This is a genomic window from Candidatus Nitrosopumilus salarius BD31 (genome assembly GCF_000242875.2).
Classification (GTDB): domain Archaea; phylum Thermoproteota; class Nitrososphaeria; order Nitrososphaerales; family Nitrosopumilaceae; genus Nitrosopumilus; species Nitrosopumilus salarius.
This window is the reverse complement of record NZ_AEXL02000055.1, coordinates 1-3,696: the sequence shown is the minus strand read 5'-3', so window position 1 is coordinate 3,696 and position 3,696 is coordinate 1. Positions and strand designations below refer to the sequence as shown.

The window sequence follows — 3,696 nt, the reverse complement described above, 5'->3', positions numbered from 1 at the left end:
ACAGAGAGCAAGGGATGNGGAAAAATCATCGTTGGTCCATCAAAAGGTGGTGCATCTTCTGAAGTTGCAGCAGCCCCAACAGGCGTATCTCATGACTTTAACTTAGACTTTGTAGAATCCTCGGACTTTAGGACTTTGTCATTTAACGCATTACCCGGAGAACCTAATCACAATCCAGAACTTAAAGTAAAATCTGGCGATACTGTAAATATTACTGCAACTAACAAGGGTAAATCATTTCATGCATTTGGTATTGTTGCCAATCCTGAAGACTTTAACAAAGTAATTATGGATTCCGCAATAGCAGCAGCAACAAATCCTCTAAAGCCTGGAGAGAGTGGTAGTGTTACATTTACAGCTGGCGCACCGGGAACTTACTACTACATCTGTACTGTTCCAGGACATGCATTACAAGGCATGCAAGGCAGTTTCATAGTAGAATAGTTTTGGCAATTCAATATCTTGCATTATCTGCAATGATCGTATTATACTCTCTAATGTTTGTTGGAGGATATGTTTCAGCGGCTGGACTTGGTTTAACATGTCCAGAATGGCCATTATGTCCTAATGGAGTAATGCCATCTGAAGAATATTTTATAGAATGGACTCATAGATTGGTTGCTGCTACAACTGCAAGTTTAGTTGCTGCAACAATGATTGCAAGCTGGTTAAACAAGAATGCTGATAAAAAGATCAAATTTACAAGCACATTTGCATCTGCATTAGTAATTACACAAATTACATTAGGTGCAATTGTAATTGATATGAAACTTCATGCTGTCTTAGTTGCAATACATCTAGGAGTTGGGATTTTGTTATTCGCAATGGTCTTACTTACTACATTATTTGCATTCAGACTTTCTAAGATACCAATAAAATCTACTGCTTAGATTTTTTAAATATTTTTGGCATGTATATGTAAATCATCATTCCTCCAAAAACTAGGATACCTATAGTGATTGTACTAAAGAAAACAGTTCCAAATAGATTCTGAGGCCCCATGTTAAATGTATAAGTGATAATACCATCTTTTCCTCCCATGTCATACAAGTCCATTTTTACAATATGATTCCCTTGCTGTTTCCAGACATAATCAAAATTCCAATGTCCACCCTCAACTGATATTGGAAGTATGTTGTCTACTTGTTGGTCATTGAAGAAAACTCTAATCCCCATTGTAAATCTGTCAACTTCTACAAAGTTTTCATCAGTAACTCTTACCAAAAACTGAGATGGCTCATTTATCTGTGGAAATTCAGGCGCAGTAGATACCTTAACGATATATCCTGCCTCAGATCTCTCTGAAGAATTAAACATAGGATCTGCACCTGCATCTACAAATCCTGAGATCGACGATAATAGTAAAATAAAGAGTAAAAACTCTGATCGCTTTTTAGCCATATGGGCTATGATGGAATTAGGATGAATATAATGTAAATCCATTTTATCTGGAAAATCTTCAAAACCTTTAAATTCTAACTGGCAAGAAGTTCATTCGTTGACACTCGTAACAAAATCAATCGATATTAAAACACCTGTAGAGAATGTTTTCACCTACTTTGCAAGACCAGAACACGTTTCTGATCAAATCAAAAATGACACAGTAGGTATGACAGTAGTTCCTATGGACATCAAAGAAGGAATGGGTGTAGGTACAACCTTTAGAATTATCGGTGACTTTAGTGGTAAACGTTTAGAGTGGGATTGTGAAACAACTGAATTTGTTAGAAATGAAAAAATCACTGCAAAGCAGATTGAAGGTCCATTTAAGAGATGGCAAATTACTAACGAATTCAAAGCATTAGGTAATAATCTGACTAGAGTAACAATGTCAGTAGATTATGAAATGCCATTTGGTCCTTTGGGAGCAATTTTGGATAAAGCAAAGTTTGCAAAATCTGCTGAGAAAGGAATGGAAACAGCACTTTACAACGTTAGAGGATTACTTGAAGGAAATGGATCAATTCCAGTATACATTACACTAGATGCATACCAAAAACTTCTTGCTGAAAAGAAAAAGATGAATGATGTCCCAGTTTCAACTGCACTCACAGCAATCATTGAAAAATACAATGAAATTGAAGCTAAAGCACAAAACTAAATTTTCATTTATTTTAAAATCTTAAGATTAATAACAACTCTCGGCATAATTATTTCGGTGGGTCTATGGCGCAGCCAGGTAGCGCACCGGACTCTTAATCCGGTTGTCAAGGGTCCGAATCCCTTTAGACCCGCTTTTAACTTTCAAAATATTTCGAGATAGAAAATTCTCTTAGAATTATTTTTCAACTTTAATTTCAGAATACTTTTTTGCCAAGGATAATAATTCGTCCACTCCGAGAGGTTTTGATATTACTTTGATTAATCCTTGCTTTATGGCCTCTTGGCTTTTTGGTTCAAACTCTGAGAACCCTGTTACAATCACTACGTTGGCATCTTTGTCAATTTCTTTAATTTGCTTGAATGCCTCATATCCATCGAGTATTGGCATGTCTCCATCCATAATCACTAAAGATGGTCTTGTTTCAATGAATTTCTTAACCCCCTCTTCGCCATTTAATGCCGTCTGCACGTCAAATTCATGTAATTCCAAAATTTCTTTGTAGATTCCAATCAAATCTGTATCGTCTTCTACAATCAATACTGTTTTACCCATACCCAAAGTAACATCCTCATACTTTACTATTAAAGAGTACGTCTGTAGTTTTTATTACATGTTCTTAATTAACTAGAATTTTTGTCAATGGTTTTTGAGGTAAAATACAATTGAAATCATATGAATATGTATATTCTATAATATTTGTAAAACATATGAAGTTAGGACGTGTAAAATGTGAGTAAAATTAATACCATTCCAAATTTAATTGATAATAAGCGAATTATAGTTACTTTAATTATCACTCTGGTATTTTTTACTGCTCTTTATCAATTAAGACCATTTGTTGATGATGAACAATTCATGTGGATATCAATTCCAACATACGCAATTGTTCCTGGAATCCTCACAGTCTATGCGGCAGTTCTAACAATAAAATTATTTAGACAAAAACACTTTCAAGCAAAGGGATTTCTCTTCTTTACTTTTGGTGCTGCATTTTGGTTTATTGCTGAACAGATTTGGCAAATGTATGATCATATTTGGGATGGTGAACCATTTCCATCTGAAGCTGATATTTTTTATATAGCAGCATACCCATGCCACATTTTATTTTTGGTGATAGCTCTAAGACCTGCACTCAAATCAATTAACAAAAATGTGTGGTTTTTTGCAGCGGCATTGTCTTTTTCATTTCTAATTCCTTCAGTTTTGGCAGCATATGATGATATGGAAGGTGAAGAAGCATTTGCCACATCCATTGCACTTGCATATCCAGTTATGGCATCCATTCAATTAATTCCTGCCATTGTCGGTATCATGTATCTTGCTAAAAAACCTTCAAATCTTTCATGGATGTTAATCTTATTTGGATTTATCATCTACAATATTTCAGATACGTATTTTCTTTTTGCAGAATTAGATGGCTCATACTTTGATGGACATCCAGTTGATTTACTTTATGTTTACAGTTTTCTTCTACTAATTTTTGCATTCCATCATAGATTAAAATATGTGGATTTGCCTGATGAAGATCCTTCCTTCTTTTCTGAAAAAATTCACTTTGAAACAATTAGCAAATTTGGAATTCCACTTACATT

Annotated in this window: 5 protein-coding genes, 1 tRNA gene and 1 pseudogene; 5 read left to right on the top strand and 2 right to left on the bottom strand. The window is 34.6% G+C overall.

What is annotated here, in order from left to right; translation table 11 throughout:
- Window positions 1-135: 135 nt before the first annotated feature.
- Together BD31_RS02430 and BD31_RS02425 are read left to right on the top strand one after the other, a co-directional pair.
- The gene (locus tag BD31_RS02430) at window positions 136-444 is read left to right on the top strand and encodes a plastocyanin/azurin family copper-binding protein (RefSeq protein ID WP_425589713.1); all 309 of its coding nucleotides are present in this window, start codon (window positions 136-138) and stop codon (window positions 442-444) included.
- A gap of 2 nt (window positions 445-446) precedes the next feature.
- Entirely contained in the window at window positions 447-890 is a 444-nt protein-coding gene (locus BD31_RS02425) for a COX15/CtaA family protein (protein ID WP_008298010.1), read from the top strand.
- Here the strand turns inward: BD31_RS02425 and BD31_RS02420 are convergent.
- Window positions 880-1,401, bottom strand: a complete 522-nt coding sequence (locus BD31_RS02420; protein ID WP_048097381.1) for a hypothetical protein — start codon at window positions 1,399-1,401, stop codon at window positions 880-882. The two genes, BD31_RS02425 and BD31_RS02420, sit on opposite strands and share 11 nt — an antisense overlap.
- A 97-nt stretch (window positions 1,402-1,498) precedes the next feature.
- On the opposite strand from BD31_RS02420, the gene BD31_RS02415 reads away from it, so the two are divergent.
- Together BD31_RS02415 and BD31_RS02410 are read left to right on the top strand one after the other, a co-directional pair.
- On the top strand, window positions 1,499-2,101 hold the full coding sequence (locus tag BD31_RS02415) for an SRPBCC family protein (protein WP_008298012.1): 603 nt from the start codon (window positions 1,499-1,501) through the stop codon (window positions 2,099-2,101).
- A 59-nt stretch (window positions 2,102-2,160) separates the two neighbouring features.
- Window positions 2,161-2,234: transfer RNA gene (locus BD31_RS02410), tRNA-Lys, on the top strand.
- A gap of 44 nt (window positions 2,235-2,278) precedes the next feature.
- On the opposite strand, the gene BD31_RS02405 is transcribed toward BD31_RS02410, so the two are convergent.
- On the bottom strand, window positions 2,279-2,656 hold the full coding sequence (locus tag BD31_RS02405; RefSeq protein WP_048097380.1) for a response regulator: 378 nt from the start codon (window positions 2,654-2,656) through the stop codon (window positions 2,279-2,281).
- A gap of 177 nt (window positions 2,657-2,833) precedes the next feature.
- Between BD31_RS02405 and BD31_RS02400 the strand changes: the two are divergent.
- Window positions 2,834-3,696, top strand: a pseudogene (locus tag BD31_RS02400) (sensor histidine kinase); the annotation flags it as partial.

What these genes read in the sequence shown, in the direction of transcription:
- BD31_RS02420 (WP_048097381.1), bottom strand. Translation starts at nt 1,401, where the DNA reads ATGGCTAAAAAGCGATCAGAGTTTTTACTCTTTATTTTACTATTATCG.
- BD31_RS02405 (WP_048097380.1), bottom strand. Translation starts at nt 2,656, where the DNA reads ATGGGTAAAACAGTATTGATTGTAGAAGACGATACAGATTTGATTGGA.